Below are 16210 nucleotides of genomic sequence, written 5' to 3' on the forward strand. Positions count from 1 at the left end.
ATGACGGGGTGTTAGATTTATCGGACATGAGGCTTTATAATCCCGTTTCTGTCCTTTCTGTCCTCAACCATGTCAGACGATCTCTTTTCCATTGCCCTGGTCTGCCTGCAGGACGCCAATATCGAGCGCAAGCTGGCGCGGGTGGCTGCGTTGCGGCGCGCCTGGCAACAGGGCGAGATCGACCGTTTCGATGAATTGAGTCCGGTCATCCCCATTCCCGTGCCCGGTCGCCCGGCCAAGCCGGAAATGGTCTCTGCATTGCAGGTGGGGAAACGACAGCCATCAACGCCGGAGGGCCGTGCGGCATTGCTGCACTCGCTGGCGCACATCGAATTCAACGCGATCAACCTGGCGCTGGATGCGGTTTACCGGTTCCGCGGACTGCCCAAGGATTTTTATACCGACTGGCTACAGGTGGCTGCAGAGGAGGCGCACCATTTCACTCTGCTGCGCGATCATCTGCATACGCTGGGTTTCGATTACGGCGATTTTACTGCGCATAATGGCTTATGGGACATGGCGGTGACGACCGCGCATGACCCGATGGTGCGCATGGCGTTGGTGCCCCGGGTACTGGAGGCGCGCGGTCTTGATGCGCTTCCGGCGATCATGCACAGGTTGGCATCCTGCGGTGCGCAAGCGGCAGTCGATATTCTGGGCGTTATCCTGCACGACGAGATCGGGCATGTGGCGATCGGTAATCGCTGGTATGCCTATTTCTGCGAATTGCGGAGACTGGAGCCGATAGCGACTTTCCGTTCACTGATGCGCGAATACAAGGCGCCCAGATTGCGCGGTCCGCTGCATGCCGAAGCGCGTCTGGCTGCGGGCTTCACTGCGGCAGAGATGCAGATGCTGGAGGATTGTATCGGCCAGGTCTGACGCAATGCGGGCAGGCTGCGCAACCGATGCCGATTCGGCAGGAGGCTGCCGGCTATGGATAAATGCTTGCTAAGCATCTGAATAGCCAATATAATGCACGGTTTCCCCTTGCCCTACCGCTTACGCACGGAGGGCTTTAACCAGAAGGAGTTTTGCATGCGTCATTATGAAATCGTGTTTATCGTACACCCTGATCAAAGCGAGCAAGTGCCCGCGATGATCGAGCGTTACCGCAACCAGATCACCAGCCACAACGGACAGATCCACCGTCTGGAAGACTGGGGTCGTCGCCAGATGGCTTATCCTATCCAGAAGGTTCATAAGGCGCATTATGTGCTGATGAACATTGAATGCGATCAGGAAACTCTCGATGAATTGGAGCATGGCTTCAAATTCAATGACGCCGTACTGCGCCACCTTACCGTGCGTATGGATGAAGCCGTGACCGCACCTTCACCGATGATGAAGGAAGAAAAATCGCGTTCATTGACCAGCTCTGAAGCTAAAGTCGAATCCGATACGGAAGAAGCAGCCTAAAGCGGTTGGAAGCGAATCAGCTCGTACTTGACGGCACGCTGTGTCAGCTCGAAACATTACGCTATACCCCGGCTGGAGTGCCCTTGATTGAATGCCGCGTTCGGCATGAATCGAAGCAGATCGAGGCCGACAGCGAGCGTGTAGTGAAAGTCGAGGTCGCCGCCATTGCCATTGGCGATCTGGCCCGCAAGTTGAGTCAGCTGAATTTGGACCAGCTCTTTCGTGTTACCGGCTTTCTCGCGCAGAAGAGCCAAAAAAGTCAACAGATAGTGCTGCATATTTGCAGCTTAGAAAACATTTAGATAGGAGTGCATCATGCCTCGTCCAACTAACAGCAAAAACACCAAGCGCCGGGAAGGTTCCCGTCAGTTGTTCAAACGTCGCAAGTTCTGCCGCTTTACCGTTGAAGGTATTGCCTGGGTGGATTACAAGGACGCTGAATTGTTAAAGGATTTCGTAGCTGAAAACGGCAAAATCATTCCGGCACGTATCACCGGTACCAAAACCCGTTTTCAACGCCAGTTGTCTACCGCTATCAAGCGTGCACGTTTCCTCGCGCTGATGCCTTACACCGACTTGCATTAAGGAGATCACTATGCAAATTATTCTGATGGAAAAAGTGGTCAACCTCGGCACATTAGGTGATGTGGTTAAAGTTAAAGACGGTTACGCACGTAATTTTCTGATCCCTCAAGGCAAGGCCAAGCGTGCAACCGCCGCCAACCTGAAGTTCTTTGAAGAAAAACGCGCTGAACTGGAAAAAGCCCAGGCTGCCACATTGGCTGCCGCGCAGGCACGTGCTGCCAAGCTGGCTGACTTGACGCTGGTCGTATCGCAAAAAGCCGGTATGGACGGCCGTTTGTTCGGTTCCGTTACCAACATCGACATCGCTGAGGCATTGAATGCTCAGGGTATTGAAGTTGCCAAGGCTGAAGTGCGCATGCCTAACGGCCCGCTGAAAGCTATCGGCGAGTTCCCGATCAGCATCGCGCTGCATACCGACGTGGTGGTTGATATTACCGTTAACGTCCAGGGCGAACGCTAGGCAAAACTACCGGCTCGCTGTTTGAGCCGGGTTGAAGACAGGATGTTTCAGGATCAGCGAAATGCGAATTTCGTCCTGAACATCCTGTTTTTTTATGCGCGGAATCTACGGCTTCAGGATTTCTTTCTGGCGCGTGGATGCGCCTGGTCGTAAGTCGCGGCCAGATGCTGGAAATCCAGTTGGGTGTATATCTGTGTGCTGCTGATACTGGCGTGTCCGAGCAGTTCCTGCACGGCGCGCAAGTCGCCGGATGATTGCAGCAAATGCGATGCAAATGCGTGGCGCAGTACATGCGGATGGACCTTGGTATCGAGGCCGATCTGTTCGGCACGGTGTTTAAGGCGCAGCTCGATTGCGCGTTGCGACAGGTGTTTGCCATTCCGGCCCGGGAAGACGTAATCGCCAGTATCGGTGCGTTGCGCAAACCAGCGGCGCAGTGCGGTGATAGCGTGACCGCCAAGCGGTATCAGCCGGCTTTTATTGCCCTTGCCGGTGACGTTCACTTCGCCCTGAATCAAATCCAGTTGCGTCAGTTTCAATGTGGCCAGCTCGGTTAATCGCAAGCCCGAGGAATAGAACAGCTCGAATATGGCATTGTCGCGCACCGCCAGTGCGGAGTCGTCCGGGCTGTCCAGCAAATGCGCGACTTGTTCCACCGACAGACTGCGCGGCAGAGTGCGGGCATGCTTGGGGGCGCGCAGGCCTTCGCAAGGGTTATGCGTATAACCGTGGCGCTTGTCCAGATAATGGTAGAATCCGCGCCAGGCGGACAGGGTACGCGCCAGGCTCCGGCCGGAGAGGCCGCGGGCATGCAGGGTGGCAATGATGCGCCGGATGTCGTGGGCACGCAGATCGGCAAGCGCGATGGCACCGCTATTGTCGAGCAGCAGGCGCACCTCTCTGGCATAGTTGCTGATCGTATGCGCTGACAGGCCGCGCTCGGCGGCAAGGTGGGTCAGATACGCATCAACCAGCGCGATGTTCACGGCAGCAAGCGTTGCAGTCCCGCCGCTATCAGCTCACCCAGCCGTTGCAAATAGAGCGTGCCCATTTGCGGGTAAAAACGCTGCGCGTCTTCCGATGCCAGCAGCAATACCCCGACCACCTGATCGTTTTTCAGCGGGATGGCTGCATAGGAGCGCAAGTGGCCGGTATCGCCGAACCAGGTCAAGGCTTCGGGATGCAGATAGGCGCCGCATTGCGGATGCGGCATGTTTTCGACCCAGGCCTTTACTTCGTCCGAGCAGGGTGTAAATTCGATCTCGTCCCCTGCCGATTGCCAGACTCTGAGCACGGCATGCGGGATGGCAAAATCTTCGCGCAGGTTCAGGTACAGCGCATGGATCAGTGTCGGCAAATCCCGTGCTGCCATCATGGCGACAGCAATATGCTGCATCTTCTGGGAGATGACGTCGTTCTCCTCACCAAACCTTATCAGTTCGGCTAGCTTGGTTTCCAGCAGGACGATCTTGTCACGCAGATTCAGGATCTGGCGTTCGGCAATCGGGATTGCCCGCCCTTCAAACGGATGGCTGACGCGTATGTCGGTCAGCAAGTGCGGATATTCATCAAAAAATTCGGGGTGCGTCGCAAGGTAGCGCGCGATTTCATCGGATTTCATAGTGCCGTTATCATTCCAGTATAAGTTCAGCTTCAAACACATTAACCGTCGGGCCGGTCAACCACACCGGGTTGTCGCCGCCGGCCCATTCTATGGTGAGCACGCCGCCGCGGGTAGTGACGTCGACGCGCGGCTGCAGCAGGCCGCGGGTGATTCCGGCGACTACCGCGGCACAGGCGCCGGTACCGCATGACAGGGTTTCCCCGGCACCGCGTTCATAGACGCGCAAACGGATATGCCCGCGATCGACGATTTGCACGAATCCTGCATTCACGCGTTTGGGGAAGCGCGGGTGACGTTCTATCAATGCGCCGGTCTGCGCAACCGGAGCCGTGTCGATATCGCCAACGATCTGCACCGCATGGGGGTTACCCATGGACAATACGCTGACTTCAACTGCGGTGCCATTCACATCAAGCATGTAGGTGAGCGCACGCTGTTCGGCCTTGAATGGTATATCGTCCGGCGCAAAACGCGGTGCGCCCATGTTGACGGTGACTCTGCCGTCGTTTTCGAGCCGGGGAAAGATCAGTCCGGAAGCGGTCTCGACCCGGATTTCACGTTGCCGGGACAGGCCGTGGTCGTGCACGAAGCGCACAAAGCAGCGCGCGCCGTTGCCGCATTGCTCCACTTCGCTGCCGTCAGCATTAAAGATGCGATAGCGAAAATCGGCATCCGCACGCGTGGGGCGTTCCACGAGCAATAGCTGGTCGCAGCCGACGCCGAAATGGCGATCTGCGATCCGGCGAATCTGCTCGGTGGAGAGATCGACCTGCTGGTTGATCGCGTCGATCACCACAAAGTCATTGCCGGCGCCGTGCATTTTGGTAAATTTCAGTTTCATGCTGTGTTTGTCAGGGGTAAAGTTTTGCCTCGCCCGGAGGGCGCGTTTTGAAACGTTTGTGCAGCCAGAAATACTGCTCCGGCATTTCGCGTACCCGGTCTTCGATAAAACGATTCATGCGGGTGACATCGGCCGTAATGTCATCGCTGGGGAAATTATCCCACGGCGGATAAAACTGTAACACATAGCCCTTTCCACCTGGTAACTGCCGGGTCACTGCAGGCATGATTTTGGCGCCGGCCAGATTGGCGATGCGCGGCAGCGCATTTACCGTTGCTGCCGGGATGCCGAAAAACGGCGCGAAAACCGCATCTTTGGCGCCGAAGTCCTGATCCGGCAAATAATACAAGGCCGCGCCCTGCTTCATTTCCTTTATCAGCGGCCGTACACCCTCATGCCGCGAAACCAGCCGGGATTGTCCGAATCGGGTGCGGGCATGCAGCATGAGCTGGTCGAACAGTGGATTCTTGAGATGGCTGTACATCGATACGAACGGCGAGAATTCCGTGCTGAGCCGGATGCCGCCCATGTCCAGGCCGATAAAATGCGGTGCCAGCAAGATCAGCGGCTGACCGAATGCCGCCTGGAAATGTGTCAGACCTTCGAACTTCACGATGCGATTAATGCGTTGGCGATCCGACCACCATAATTCGCCGTGCTCGATGGCGGCGCGGGTCATGGCCTGAAAATGTCGGCGCAGCACGGTATCGCGCTGGGCTTGCGACCATTCCGGGAAGCACAGCGCCAGATTGATCGCGCCGATTTTGCGCCGTTTTGACGCCACCTGATACAGCAAGGCGCCCAGGGCGTTGCCGATGCGCGCCTGTAACGCCAGCGGCAGCCAGTGGATGAGCCACAGCATGAAAATCCCCAGGCGCGATGCGATCATGATTGCTCCGCCGGCGGTTCCACACCGCCGGGACGCTTGTAGCGGTTGTAGCTCCATAGATACTGGGCCGGATATTGGCGGATGAGCTGTTCCAGTGCGGCGTTGAGCGCGCTGGCGGCCTGCTGTTTGTCGCCGCTGAGATCGGCCGGTAACGGTTCGATGTGTATGCGGTAACCCTGGCCTTTGGGGAGACGTTCGCCGAACATCAGCAACGGCACGGCACCGGTAGATTGATGCAGGCGGGCGACGAGGGTCGGGGTATAAGCTGCACGGCCGAAGAAATCCGCCCACACGCCTTCACCCTTGCTGGCGACCTGATCGGGTAGAATGCCGACGGCTTCGCCCTTTTTCAGTGCGGTCAGCAATGCACGGACTCCCTTTACATCGGTGGTGGCAAGGCTGATCTGGCCGCGCGCACGACCGGCGCGCATGATGCCTTCGATCCAATGCTGGCGCGGCGGACGGTACATCACAGTCATCGGACGACGGGCCGCATAATATAGGCTGACGATTTCGAAACAGCCCAAGTGCGGCGTCATCGCCAGTATGCCTTTGCCCTCGCGAGCGGCGGCCTCTACGTGCTCCCAGCCCTGGCATTCCTGCACCAGCTTGAGTACCTGCCGGTAGGGACGCAACCAGATCGGCAGTATCTCTGCCCCGCCTTTGCCGATTTCCTTCGCGGTTTGACGCAACAGCGCCTGATAGGCAGCGTCATCGGGCGCTATTTTGCTTTGCGTCAGATTGTGCTTGATCTTGGCGGCGTAGCGCTTGTCGCTGCGATACACCAGCCAGCCGCCGAATGCGCCCAGTGCATGCCAGAATCGTAGCGGCAAGCTGGCTAATAATCTGAGTAGGAACAGGCGCATTTATAGGGTAGTGAGCGATAGGTAATGGCGAAAGGGTCTGGGCATAAATGTTATTTTTCGGGATTTCTGCGCTAGCCGTGGCGATGCAATATTCATGTTATTTTAACCCAAGAGCGGAATATGCGATATTCGGTTGTTGCATGCAGCGATGAATTGCGAGTCTGTACACGCGCACGAGACTCCGCTAAAATGGCCCTCGGTTTGAGGAGCGTTGCGACGGGGGAACCCGCCAGGCTCAAACCTTACACATAGCAACGGCGCTCACGTCTTACTTTTTTGTCATTGATTACAGAAAGGCGTGCGTGCCATGCAAGATTATATTTTCACCTCGGAATCCGTCTCGGAAGGTCATCCGGACAAGGTCGCCGACCAGATTTCCGATGCCGTTCTGGATGCCATTCTAACCCAAGACCCTCACGCACGTGTAGCTTGTGAAACACTGGTCACTACCGGCCTGGTGGTCATCGCCGGCGAGATCACGACTCACGCCATGATCGATTACAACCAGATCGCGCGGCAGACCGTGAAGCGCATCGGTTACGACAGTTCCGATATCGGATTCGATTACAACACCTGCTCAGTACTGACCACTTTCGGCAAGCAATCGGCGGATATCGCCCAAGGCGTGAACGAAGGCCAGGGGTTGGATCTGGATCAGGGGGCAGGCGATCAGGGCCTGATGTTCGGCTACGCTTGCGACGAAACACCTTCCTTAATGCCGATGCCGATTTACCTGGCGCATCGTCTGGTCGAGCGTCAGGCTGAATTGCGCAAGGATGGCCGTCTGCCATGGCTGCGTCCCGATGCAAAATCGCAGGTTTCGATACGTTACGTCGACGGCAGGCCGCAGCATGTCGATACCGTGGTGCTGTCCACGCAACATCATCCCGATATATCCCACGCGCAGATACAGGAAGCCGTGATCGAAGAGATCATCAAGCCGGTCATACCTGCCGAGATGCTGAATCAGGACGTGCGTTATCTGGTGAACCCGACCGGCCGGTTTGTCATCGGCGGCCCAATGGGCGATGCCGGTTTGACCGGACGCAAGATCATTGTCGATACCTATGGTGGCGCAGCGCCTCACGGCGGCGGCGCTTTCTCCGGTAAGGATCCTACCAAGGTCGATCGTTCTGCCGCCTATGCCGGCCGTTATGTCGCCAAGAACATCGTGGCTGCCGGTCTGGCCAGCAAGTGCCTGGTGCAGGTGGCGTATGCGATTGGTGTTGCGCGCCCGGTGTCATTGATGGTGAATACTTTCGGTACCGGCAAGGTCAGTGACGAACGCATCGCGCAACTGGTCGAAGCCCATTTCGATTTGCGGCCGAAAGCGATCATCCAGACACTCAACCTGCTGCGTCCGATCTATACCCGCACAGCCAGTTACGGCCACTTCGGTCGTGACGAGCCGGAATTTACCTGGGAAGCGACCGACAAAGCCGAAGCATTGAAAACCGCTGCCGGAATCTGATGGCGCTGCTAACAAGGATGTGATCGCAGGCCGGAAGCACTGCAAACGTGCTGCATGGCCATCATCCTTTGTGTTGCGCATGGTTTCTTCGGCTTAGCGGAATTCCACCACTTCGGAAAATGGCAGTCTGTGTTTGGGCGGTTGCGGATGTTTGCGGTAGCCTAGAGGCAGCACCAGCGCCACCGCGTATTGTGCGTCGTCGATTTGCAGGAGGGCGCGCACCTGGTCGGGTGCAAAAGCGCCGATCGGACACGAGTCGATGCCGATCGCGGCAGCTGCGGTCATCATGTTGGCTGCGGCGATATGGCACTGGGCGATACTCCAGGCAATGAGATCGGTATCGGAAATCAGCTCCCGGTAGAATTGATGAAGTTGCGCAGTTTGCTCGGGCGTTAACTGCAGGCGTTCGAACTGCGCCTTGACGTAACTGCTGGCAGGCTGCAAATCCGCTTTTCTGGCCAGGATGGCGATGACATCGCTGCTGGAGCCAATCTGCGGCTGGTCAGCGCAAGCGAGCTGCAGTGCCTGTTTCAATTGCGGGGTTTGCACGACGATGAATTTCCAGTGCTCCAGCCCCATCGAAGAAGGCGACAGCCGGCCAGCTTCCAGAATGAAATCCAGATCAGTCTGGGGAATCTTCTTGTCAGCATCGAACAGCTTGCAGGCATGACGAAAATTGAATGCATCCAATATGGCGTTTTTCGTGATCATGGTGTCTCCTGAAGTGGCTGTCGAGGGTACAAGGCCGATCCCGGTATATTTGCACCTGTCCTGGGTGCGCAGTCTGATTCAGTATAGAAGCTTCTGCACGAATATGTGGTGCGCTATCTAATACGTCTGGCTGCAGCCTGTGTTGTACGGCCTTTACGGCGTAGCGGCCGCCAACAATTTGTGCGTTAATCTGTACACCATCCAGCGACTCCGTTAAAATGATGCCTGGTTTGAGGAGCGCTGCGACGGGGATAGCCCTGCCAGGCTCGAACCGGTCTTATTGCAACGGCGCTCACGTCTTACTTTTTTGTCATTACTTACAGAAAGGAGGGCGTGATGAACGCCGTCACCTCTAGCTCTACCCCTGATTACGTTATCGCCGACCTGTCGCTGGCCGACTGGGGCCGCAAAGAACTCAACATCGCTGAAATCGAAATGCCGGGTCTGATGTCCATACGCGAAGAGTTTTCCGTATCGCAGCCGTTGAAAGGCGCGCGCATCACCGGCAGCCTGCACATGACCATCCAGACCGGCGTGCTGATCGAAACGCTGCAGGCGCTGGGCGCCGAAGTGCGCTGGGCCTCGTGCAACATTTTCTCCACCCAGGATCACGCCGCTGCGGCCATCGCTGCCACCGGCACCCCGGTGTTCGCGGTCAAGGGCGAGTCGCTGACCGAATACTGGGATTACACCCACCGTATTTTCGAATGGGCGGACGGCGGCTATTCCAACATGATTCTGGATGATGGCGGCGATGCGACCCTGTTGCTGCATCTGGGCGCGCGCGCCGAAGCCGATATCAGTGTGCTGTCACATCCGACCAGCGAAGAAGAGCGCGTGCTGTACGCCGCGATCAAGGCCAAGCTGGCCGTTGCGCCGAACTGGTATTCCGTCCGTCTCGCGCACATCAAGGGCGTGACCGAGGAAACCACTACCGGCGTGCATCGTTTGTACCAGATGCATGAGCGTGGCGAATTGAAATTCCCTGCGATCAACGTCAACGACTCGGTGACCAAATCCAAATTCGACAACCTGTACGGCTGCCGCGAATCGCTGGTTGACGGCATCAAGCGCGCCACCGACGTGATGGTGGCAGGCAAGATCGCCGTGGTGGCCGGTTATGGCGACGTCGGCAAGGGATCGGCGCAGGCGTTGCGCGCATTGTCGGCGCAGGTGTGGATTACCGAGATCGATCCGATCTGTGCGTTGCAGGCAGCGATGGAAGGTTACCGCGTGGTCACCATGGATTACGCTGCGGACAAGGCCGATATTTTCGTCACCGCGACCGGCAACTATCACGTCATTACCCATGATCACATGGCGAAGATGAAAAACCAGGCCATCGTCTGCAACATTGGCCACTTCGACAACGAAATTGACGTAGCCGGGATTGAAGAATATCAGTGGGAAGAGATCAAGCCGCAAGTCGATCACGTCATTTTCCCCGACGGCAAACGCATCATCCTGCTGGCCAAAGGCCGTCTGGTGAATCTGGGTTGCGCGACCGGCCACCCTTCCTACGTGATGAGCTCATCGTTTGCCAACCAGACCATCGCGCAAATCGAGTTGTTCACCCATACTGCGGATTATCCTGTGGGCGTCTATACCTTGCCCAAGCACCTCGATGAAAAGGTCGCGCGCCTGCAGCTGAAAACGCTGAATGCGCAATTGACCGAGTTGTCGGATCAGCAGGCTGCCTACATCGGCGTGGACAAGAACGGCCCTTACAAATCCAGCCACTACCGTTACTAAGCTTGTAATTACCTGGGGAGTATTTCGATGACTGCACGTACTTACAGTTTTGAGTTTTTTCCGCCTAAAACGCCTGACGGCATGGACAAGCTGCGCATCGTGCGCAGCCAGCTCGCCGAACTGCACCCCAAGTTTTTCTCGGTGACCTTCGGTGCCGGCGGGTCGACGCGTGATCATTCGCTGGCCGCGGTGCTCGACATCCAGCATGCGGGGCTGGAAGCCGCGCCGCACCTGTCCTGCATCGGTTCGACCCGCGACAATATCCGCGCGATACTGGAAGAATACAAGAGCCACAACATCCGTCATATCGTTGCGTTACGCGGTGATCTGCCGTCGGGCATGGCGAGTGCCGGCGAATTCCGTTATGCCAATGAACTGGTTGAATTCATCCGCAGCGAAACCGGCGACTGGTTCAATATCGAGGTGGCGGCGTATCCGGAAGTGCATCCGCAAGCCAGAAGCGCAGCTGACGACCTGACAAACTTCAAGCGCAAAGTCGATGCCGGCGCCAATGCCGCGATCACCCAGTATTTCTTTAACGCCGACGCCTATTTTGCGTTTGTTGATGACTGTCACAAGGTGGGCATTGCGGTGCCGGTGGTGCCGGGGATCATGCCTATCGGCAATTTCTCCCAGCTGGCGCGTTTTTCCGATGCCTGCGGCGCGGAGATCCCGCGCTGGATGCGCAAAAAACTGGAAGGTTACAACGACGACATCGACTCCATCCGCGCCTTCGGTCTGGATGTGGTGACGGATCTATGTCAGCGCTTGCTCGACAACGACGCGCCGGGCCTGCATTTCTACACCATGAATCAATCGGCAGCGACGATGGAAATCTGGCGCCGGCTGGGGTTGTAAATCTAGGTTGGTGATTGATCCAGGTGGTCAATCCCGCCGTCGCTCGTACCTAATGTCGTGGCCACATCAACTCCCGCCGCCAGCATCGCCTGGCGGCTGTCCGGGGTTTCCAGACTGATGCGGCCCAATGCGCCGCTGCGATAGTCCTGCAGCAGCGTCAGCCCGGCCTTTTCAAAATCGGCTTCTCCGCCCTTGATACGGAAACCGCGGCGCAGCGCGATCGCCTCAATTACCGCTACAGCATCCTTATTCTCGACCGGGAAGCCATAGCGCTGCACCAGCAGCTGCGGGTAATTCGCCAGCAAGTTCTCCGCCAGAAAAGTCGCGACTTCCTCGTCGATCACCGCATTGCGGCCGATGGCGTGGCTGGCCGCCAGCATCAGGCCGTCGCTGGGGTGGGCAATGCGCGGCCACATCATGCCGGGGGTGTCGACCAGCGTCATGTGGTCGTTCAGATCAAGTTTCTGCTGGCTTTTGGTGACGGCAGGTTCATCGCCCACCGCCGCCACGCGGCGCTTCAGCAACGCATTCATCAGTGTGGATTTGCCGACGTTGGGGATACCCATGATCATCATGCGCAGCGGCTTCAGGGTCGTGCCGCGATGCGGGGCGAGCTTCAGACACATGGCAGGAATCCTGGCGACGTCGCTGGGTTTCTTGCACGACAGCGCCACCGCCTTGACGCCCTTCTGGCTGTTGTAATACGCCAGCCAGGCTTTGGTCACGGCCGGGTCGGCCAGATCGGCCTTGTTCAGGATTTTCAGACACGGGCGCTGACGGAACGTGCGCAATTCCTCGATCATCGGATTGCTGCTGGCCTCGGGCAGGCGCGCGTCCAGCACCTCGATGACGATGTCGGTTAATGCCATGGTTTCGGCGGCTTTTTTGCGCGCCGAGGTCATGTGTCCGGGGTACCACTGGATTGCCATGTTGTTATCTGCTTTTAATTCAAAGACGTATTTTACATTAAAGCGGTAAGCTACATGATGCTGAATCAAGATGGCAAATGTCAGGTATTAGCGGTTAAACTGTCAGCACGAGAAATTTATCTGATCTGGAAATTTGCATGGCAAAAGAATTGAAAGCAGAGCCGCTGGAAAAGCAGCTCTGGAAAGCCGCAGACAAACTGCGCAAGAACATCGACGCCGCCGAATACAAGCACGTGGTGTTGGGGCTGATCTTCCTCAAATATATTTCTGATTCCTTCGATGAAATGTTCGCCAAGCTGCAACAGGGCGCAGATGACTATGCCGGGGCCGACCCGGAAGACAAGGACGAATACAAGGCCGAAAACATCTTCTTCGTACCGCCCGAAGCGCGCTGGTCATTTCTGCTGGTCAGGGCAAAACAGCCGGACATTGGCAGTGTTGTCGATGCGGCCATGGATGCCATCGAAAAAGAAAACCCCATCCTCAAGGGCGTGCTGCCCAAGGTGTTCGCGCGGCAAAACCTCGACCCCGCCAGTCTCGGCGGGCTGATCGACCTGGTGGGCAACATCGCGCTGGGCGATGCCAAGGCGCGCAGTGCCGACGTGCTGGGCCATGTGTTCGAATACTTCCTCGGTGAATTCGCGCTGGCCGAAGGCAAGCAGGGCGGGCAGTTCTACACGCCGCGCAGTATCGTCGAATTGCTGGTCGCCATGCTGGAGCCGTACAAGGGCCGCGTGTTCGACCCCTGCTGCGGCTCGGGCGGCATGTTCGTGCAATCGGAAAAGTTTGTCGAAGAACACCAGGGCCGTGTCAACGACATCTCCATCTACGGGCAGGAAAGCAACCAGACCACTTGGCGGCTGGCCAAGATGAACCTCGCCATACGCGGCATCGACGCCTCGCAAGTGAAGTGGAACAACGAAGGCTCCTTCCTCAACGACGCGCATAAAGACCTCAAGGCCGATTACATCATCGCCAACCCGCCGTTCAACGTCAGCGACTGGAGCGGCGAACTGCTGCGCAAAGATGGCCGCTGGCAATACGGCGCACCGCCTGCGGGCAACGCCAACTTCGCCTGGTTGCAGCACTTCATCTACCACCTCGCCCCCGCAGGCCGCGCAGGCGTGGTGCTCGCCAAAGGCGCGCTTACCAGCAAAACCAGTGGCGAAGGCGAAATTCGCAAGGCGCTCGTCGCGGATGGCAACCTCATCGACTGCATCGTCAACCTGCCCGCCAAGCTGTTCCTGAATACGCAGATACCGGCCGCGCTCTGGTTCATGAATCGCGCCAGAGCCAACGGCCACCCGCGCAAGGGCGAAATCCTTTTCATCGACGTGCGCAACCTCGGCCACCTCATCAACCGCCGCACCAAAGAGCTTTCGCATGAGGACATCCAGCGGATTACTGCCACGTACCATGCATGGCGTACAGGCGAAGCCGAATATGCAGACGAAAAAGGCTACTGTGCATCCGTGCCGCTGGAGCGTGTGGCAGAACTGGACTACGTGCTTACGCCGGGTCGCTATGTCGGCCTGCCGGACGAAGAGGACGACTTTAACTTTGCCGAACGTTTTGCTGCACTGAAGGTCGAATTCGAAGCGCAGTTGCTGGAAGAGGCGAAGCTGAACAAGGCGATTGCCGAGAATCTGGCGAAGGTGAAGTTATGAGCGCTTGGCAGGAAACTGAGTTTGGAAAAATACCTAGTCATTGGGATTATTTGCGAATTGAAAACACAGACCTGCAAATAGGTGATGGAAACTATTCATCAAAATATCCACGAGCGAGCGAGTTGCTTGCAGAAGGCATCCCTTTTATTTCATCAACTGATTTAAGCAATGGGAAAATATCAGCCGATAACCTCAGATACATATCAACTGAGCACCACAGCAGGCTGTTAAAAGGGCATATAAAGCAGGGTGACGTTTTAATCGTTGTAAGAGGTAATGGTGTCGGGCAGGTAGGTTTAGTAAGCGAAGAATATGAAGATGCGAACCTTAACGCTCAAATGGCTTATCTCGGACGTTCAAATAAAATAGATGGTGCATTCTTATTCTATTTATTATCGAAATATTACTCAGATGGTGTGACGGAAACAGTTGTCTCAGGCTCAGCCCAACCACAAATCACTGTTAGTAGCCTCAAACAATTAAGTTTAATAGTTCCGCCTGTCGATGAACAAAAAGCCATCGCCGCCGTCCTCAGTAGCCTCGACGACAAAATCGACCTGTTGCACCGCCAGAACAAAACCCTCGAAGACATGGCCGAAGCCCTGTTCCGCCAGTGGTTCGTGGAAGAGGCGCAGGAAGATTGGGCGGAAGTTGCCGTAGGTGATTATGTTGAGTTAAACCGAACAAGTATCGACAAAAAATATCCACATCAAACAATCGAATACTTGGATACGGGTTCACTCACAGAAGGCAAAATTGAAAGCATTCAGCCGTTCACCCTAGATGAGGCTCCAAGCAGAGCAAAGCGTCTCGTACAGCATAACGATGTTCTTATTTCAACCGTGCGGCCAGACCAAAAACATTATGGGATTATTAAAAATCCAGTTGATAATTTGGTGGTGTCCACAGGATTCTGTGTTTTAACGTGCACGAAAATTGACCCGCACTTTATCTATTTGCTATTAACCAATGATGAAATGACGGCGTATTTGCATACGCTTGCTGAAGGATCTACATCAACTTATCCATCCTTGAAGCCATCAGATATTGGTGCCATTGTTTTCCAATTGCCGCCAGATGAAAGGCTGAAAGAGTTTTCAGCTATTGCACACAATTTTTTGGAAAAAATCGAAAAGAATCATATTCAAATTCGCACCCTCGAAAAACTCCGTGACACCCTGCTGCCCAAGCTAATGAGCGGCGAGGTGCGGGTTGAAATAAATGGATAAGCAAAATGGCTGACGACTACACCAAGGATATATTGCTTCACTTCACCACACTGAAGTCGGCTGCGTTGATTGTTCATGAGGGTATCTTGAAGCCTGGGACGTTTAGCCGCAGTAATGATTTATACGAGAATTTGCGGCGATTGCATGCCCAGCCTTTTATTATGGAGGGAGTGTCGAAGGAAAATTATTGCGGCCACTCGAAGGAGAAGTCGTCACTGATCGATGGGCTTGGGAATGTTCGCTTCTTATCTTTCTGCAAGGCACAAGCATTTTTTGGTAATAAGTGCGATGGGGGTACTCATTGGTATGTCAGTAACGAGAAGTTGGCATTTCAAAAAATGTGGGGGCAGTACGCAGACAAATTTGGCGGTGTCTGTTTGATCTTTGATAAAGAAAAACTCACACAAGCCGGCGAGAATGGGTGCGCTAATTTTGAACGAAATGCAGCGAATTTTGGTGCGTTTGATGTTGAGTATAAGCAGAAAACGCCTGAAATTAGAACACTCGATCAATTAAGGGCGCTCTCAAATTTTGAAGAATTGCAAAGGTATTTCTCAATCAAACACGCTGACTGGGAGGACGAGCAGGAGTTTCGATTCTTGTTTAGCTCTCCTTCCGATGAAAAATACGTTCCGCCGATTTCTCTTCATGAGAGCTTGATTGGTGTATTGCTGGGCGAAAAGAATGCCCCCAATTTAAGGGAAGATGCCTATGAGTCCGCTGAGCTTGGTTTTGTGAATCTGCTGATTGATAAAATTCAGGCAGATTTACAAAGAGATTTTGCCAATTTCTCTGGACTTGACGCGTATCATTTCCCGGATGGCAGCGCCTACCCTTTGCAATTTAAAGAGTTGAAAAGAGATGGCATGAAAGCCAAGTTGGCTGAGGTTGCACAAGAAGAGGAATAAT

18 protein-coding genes and 2 riboswitches are annotated in these 16210 nt (G+C 55.5%); of the genes, 11 read left to right on the forward strand and 7 right to left on the reverse strand.

Features of this window, described 5'->3' with window-relative positions; translation table 11 throughout:
• Window positions 1-69: 69 nt before the first annotated feature.
• The 5 genes from CAP31_RS01165 to rplI all read left to right on the forward strand — a co-directional run bounded on the left by CAP31_RS01165 (window position 70) and on the right by rplI (window position 2464).
• Window positions 70-882: a ferritin-like domain-containing protein gene (locus CAP31_RS01165; RefSeq protein WP_087445858.1), complete on the forward strand. Its 813-nt coding sequence runs from the start codon at window positions 70-72 to the stop codon at window positions 880-882.
• A gap of 156 nt (window positions 883-1038) precedes the next feature.
• A complete protein-coding gene (gene rpsF, locus CAP31_RS01170) occupies window positions 1039-1419 on the forward strand; it encodes a 30S ribosomal protein S6 (RefSeq protein ID WP_087445859.1) in 381 nt (126 codons plus the stop codon).
• 5 nt (window positions 1420-1424) lie between these two features.
• The gene (gene priB, locus CAP31_RS15260) at window positions 1425-1721 is read left to right on the forward strand and encodes a primosomal replication protein N (RefSeq protein ID WP_157662621.1); all 297 of its coding nucleotides are present in this window, start codon (window positions 1425-1427) and stop codon (window positions 1719-1721) included.
• A gap of 13 nt (window positions 1722-1734) precedes the next feature.
• The gene (gene rpsR / locus CAP31_RS01180) at window positions 1735-2004 is read left to right on the forward strand and encodes a 30S ribosomal protein S18 (protein ID WP_087445861.1); all 270 of its coding nucleotides are present in this window, start codon (window positions 1735-1737) and stop codon (window positions 2002-2004) included.
• 10 nt (window positions 2005-2014) lie between these two features.
• Complete coding sequence (gene rplI / locus CAP31_RS01185) at window positions 2015-2464, forward strand: 50S ribosomal protein L9 (RefSeq protein ID WP_087445862.1); 450 nt, start codon at window positions 2015-2017, stop codon at window positions 2462-2464.
• A 113-nt stretch (window positions 2465-2577) separates the two neighbouring features.
• On the opposite strand, the gene CAP31_RS01190 is transcribed toward rplI, so the two are convergent.
• The 5 genes from CAP31_RS01190 to CAP31_RS01210 are packed head-to-tail and all read right to left on the reverse strand — an operon-like array spanning window position 2578 to window position 6651.
• Entirely contained in the window at window positions 2578-3450 is an 873-nt protein-coding gene (locus CAP31_RS01190; protein ID WP_369802422.1) for a tyrosine recombinase XerC, read from the reverse strand.
• Entirely contained in the window at window positions 3447-4085 is a 639-nt protein-coding gene (locus CAP31_RS01195; protein WP_087445863.1) for a DUF484 family protein, read from the reverse strand. The genes CAP31_RS01190 and CAP31_RS01195 overlap by 4 nt, the downstream gene beginning before the upstream one ends.
• A 10-nt stretch (window positions 4086-4095) precedes the next feature.
• A complete protein-coding gene (dapF, locus tag CAP31_RS01200) occupies window positions 4096-4929 on the reverse strand; it encodes a diaminopimelate epimerase (RefSeq protein WP_087445864.1) in 834 nt (277 codons plus the stop codon).
• 10 nt (window positions 4930-4939) lie between these two features.
• Entirely contained in the window at window positions 4940-5818 is an 879-nt protein-coding gene (locus CAP31_RS01205) for a lipid A biosynthesis acyltransferase (protein ID WP_087445865.1), read from the reverse strand.
• On the reverse strand, window positions 5815-6651 hold the full coding sequence (locus CAP31_RS01210) for a lysophospholipid acyltransferase family protein (protein WP_369802423.1): 837 nt from the start codon (window positions 6649-6651) through the stop codon (window positions 5815-5817). The genes CAP31_RS01205 and CAP31_RS01210 overlap by 4 nt, the downstream gene beginning before the upstream one ends.
• Window positions 6652-6881: 230 nt before the next feature.
• Window positions 6882-6954, forward strand: a riboswitch (S-adenosyl-L-homocysteine riboswitch).
• A gap of 37 nt (window positions 6955-6991) precedes the next feature.
• Between CAP31_RS01210 and metK the strand changes: the two genes are divergently transcribed.
• Complete coding sequence (gene metK, locus CAP31_RS01215) at window positions 6992-8155, forward strand: methionine adenosyltransferase (RefSeq protein ID WP_087445867.1); 1164 nt, start codon at window positions 6992-6994, stop codon at window positions 8153-8155.
• Between the two features lie 93 nt (window positions 8156-8248).
• On the opposite strand, the gene CAP31_RS01220 is transcribed toward metK, so the two are convergent.
• Window positions 8249-8866 carry an NAD(P)H-dependent oxidoreductase gene (locus CAP31_RS01220; RefSeq protein WP_087445868.1) on the reverse strand — a complete coding sequence of 206 codons (618 nt, stop codon included), beginning with the start codon at window positions 8864-8866 and terminating at the stop codon, window positions 8249-8251.
• 226 nt (window positions 8867-9092) lie between these two features.
• Window positions 9093-9167: riboswitch (S-adenosyl-L-homocysteine riboswitch) on the forward strand.
• 35 nt (window positions 9168-9202) lie between these two features.
• Here CAP31_RS01220 and ahcY point away from each other — a divergent pair.
• Window positions 9203-10618, forward strand: coding sequence for an adenosylhomocysteinase (ahcY, locus tag CAP31_RS01225; protein ID WP_087445869.1), 1416 nt, complete (start codon window positions 9203-9205; stop codon window positions 10616-10618).
• A gap of 27 nt (window positions 10619-10645) precedes the next feature.
• Complete coding sequence (gene metF / locus CAP31_RS01230) at window positions 10646-11476, forward strand: methylenetetrahydrofolate reductase [NAD(P)H] (RefSeq protein WP_087445870.1); 831 nt, start codon at window positions 10646-10648, stop codon at window positions 11474-11476.
• 2 nt (window positions 11477-11478) lie between these two features.
• Here metF and ylqF read toward each other — a convergent pair whose 3' ends face one another.
• Complete coding sequence (gene ylqF / locus CAP31_RS01235) at window positions 11479-12405, reverse strand: ribosome biogenesis GTPase YlqF (protein ID WP_087445871.1); 927 nt, start codon at window positions 12403-12405, stop codon at window positions 11479-11481.
• A gap of 137 nt (window positions 12406-12542) precedes the next feature.
• Here ylqF and CAP31_RS01240 point away from each other — a divergent pair, with 137 nt between their 5' ends.
• From CAP31_RS01240 to CAP31_RS01250, 3 genes are read left to right on the forward strand one after another with little or no spacing between them, the layout of a single operon-like run.
• The gene (locus CAP31_RS01240; RefSeq protein ID WP_087445872.1) at window positions 12543-14072 is read left to right on the forward strand and encodes a class I SAM-dependent DNA methyltransferase; all 1530 of its coding nucleotides are present in this window, start codon (window positions 12543-12545) and stop codon (window positions 14070-14072) included.
• Window positions 14069-15301 carry a restriction endonuclease subunit S gene (locus CAP31_RS01245; protein WP_087445873.1) on the forward strand — a complete coding sequence of 411 codons (1233 nt, stop codon included), beginning with the start codon at window positions 14069-14071 and terminating at the stop codon, window positions 15299-15301. The genes CAP31_RS01240 and CAP31_RS01245 overlap by 4 nt, the downstream gene beginning before the upstream one ends.
• Before the next feature lie 5 nt (window positions 15302-15306).
• Window positions 15307-16209, forward strand: a complete 903-nt coding sequence (locus CAP31_RS01250) for a DUF2971 domain-containing protein (protein ID WP_087445874.1) — start codon at window positions 15307-15309, stop codon at window positions 16207-16209.
• Window position 16210: the final 1 nt, after the last annotated feature.

Source organism: Sulfuriferula sp. AH1 (assembly GCF_002162035.1).
Classification (GTDB): Bacteria; Pseudomonadota; Gammaproteobacteria; order Burkholderiales; family Sulfuriferulaceae; genus Sulfuriferula.

Excerpts from the sequence above, each read along its gene's own strand:
- CAP31_RS01165 (WP_087445858.1), top strand. The coding sequence starts at position 70 with ATGTCAGACGATCTCTTTTCCATTGCCCTGGTCTGCCTGCAGGACGCC.
- rpsF (WP_087445859.1), top strand. The coding sequence starts at position 1,039 with ATGCGTCATTATGAAATCGTGTTTATCGTACACCCTGATCAAAGCGAG.
- rpsR (WP_087445861.1), top strand. The coding sequence starts at position 1,735 with ATGCCTCGTCCAACTAACAGCAAAAACACCAAGCGCCGGGAAGGTTCC.
- rplI (WP_087445862.1), top strand. The coding sequence starts at position 2,015 with ATGCAAATTATTCTGATGGAAAAAGTGGTCAACCTCGGCACATTAGGT.
- CAP31_RS01195 (WP_087445863.1), bottom strand. The coding sequence starts at position 4,085 with ATGAAATCCGATGAAATCGCGCGCTACCTTGCGACGCACCCCGAATTT.
- dapF (WP_087445864.1), bottom strand. The coding sequence starts at position 4,929 with ATGAAACTGAAATTTACCAAAATGCACGGCGCCGGCAATGACTTTGTG.
- CAP31_RS01205 (WP_087445865.1), bottom strand. The coding sequence starts at position 5,818 with ATGATCGCATCGCGCCTGGGGATTTTCATGCTGTGGCTCATCCACTGG.
- metK (WP_087445867.1), top strand. The coding sequence starts at position 6,992 with ATGCAAGATTATATTTTCACCTCGGAATCCGTCTCGGAAGGTCATCCG.
- CAP31_RS01220 (WP_087445868.1), bottom strand. The coding sequence starts at position 8,866 with ATGATCACGAAAAACGCCATATTGGATGCATTCAATTTTCGTCATGCC.
- ahcY (WP_087445869.1), top strand. The coding sequence starts at position 9,203 with ATGAACGCCGTCACCTCTAGCTCTACCCCTGATTACGTTATCGCCGAC.
- metF (WP_087445870.1), top strand. The coding sequence starts at position 10,646 with ATGACTGCACGTACTTACAGTTTTGAGTTTTTTCCGCCTAAAACGCCT.
- ylqF (WP_087445871.1), bottom strand. The coding sequence starts at position 12,405 with ATGGCAATCCAGTGGTACCCCGGACACATGACCTCGGCGCGCAAAAAA.
- CAP31_RS01240 (WP_087445872.1), top strand. The coding sequence starts at position 12,543 with ATGGCAAAAGAATTGAAAGCAGAGCCGCTGGAAAAGCAGCTCTGGAAA.
- CAP31_RS01245 (WP_087445873.1), top strand. The coding sequence starts at position 14,069 with ATGAGCGCTTGGCAGGAAACTGAGTTTGGAAAAATACCTAGTCATTGG.
- CAP31_RS01250 (WP_087445874.1), top strand. The coding sequence starts at position 15,307 with ATGGCTGACGACTACACCAAGGATATATTGCTTCACTTCACCACACTG.